Source organism: Pseudomonas sp. 05N431, from assembly GCF_056397005.1.
Genome location: NZ_JBFTMN010000061.1, coordinates 1 through 558, shown reverse-complemented (window position 1 = coordinate 558; position 558 = coordinate 1). Strand labels below are relative to the sequence as shown.

1 protein-coding gene is annotated in these 558 nt (G+C 57.2%); it reads right to left on the bottom strand.

Annotation, left to right across the window (positions count from 1 at the left end; translation table 11 throughout):
• The coding region (locus tag AC1DIG_RS29305; protein WP_477770113.1) for a hypothetical protein at positions 1–506 on the bottom strand (506 nt) is incomplete at its 3' end.
• Between the last annotated feature and the right edge of the window lie 52 nt (positions 507–558).

The window sequence follows — 558 nt, the reverse complement described above, 5'->3', positions numbered from 1 at the left end:
AGCGCCATCACCCTGTTTACCCGCCTCACCAACCGCCAGTGGACGAACCACAGCGGCAACGCCAAAGCCCCTCCCAGCGAACCAAGTTCGTTGGGCAGCAACGAAACAATCTGCGCGGTACACCACCCCAGTCCTGAGAACAGGCCAAAGCTTTTGAACGAGCCCAGCGCTTTGTTATGCCTGGCTTCACGCCGTAGCGATCGGGCCACGTGAGCGACAATGAAAAAGTCTTCAATGAAGTTGTAAGGCAGCAGAAACATCARCCATACACTTCGAGGCGRCGCCACCCTGGATGGAGGTTTGACCAATGTCAGCGAACGCTGAAGGTCGCGGCAATATAAGAACACGGCGATCAGGAACACCAGCGTCAATATCCACGCCCCGATGCTGCCCAATGCCTCCAGTTCGCTGAAGATTCCCCCGGCCACCGAAGGATGTAGCAAGGGCCACGCCAATGCCCAGGCCACGGGGATGGTCAGCAGAATCTTGAAGACGACGAGCAACATCGGCGAACCCCGCAATCAATGACAGTCGCCATTATGCCGCAGCGGATTTTGC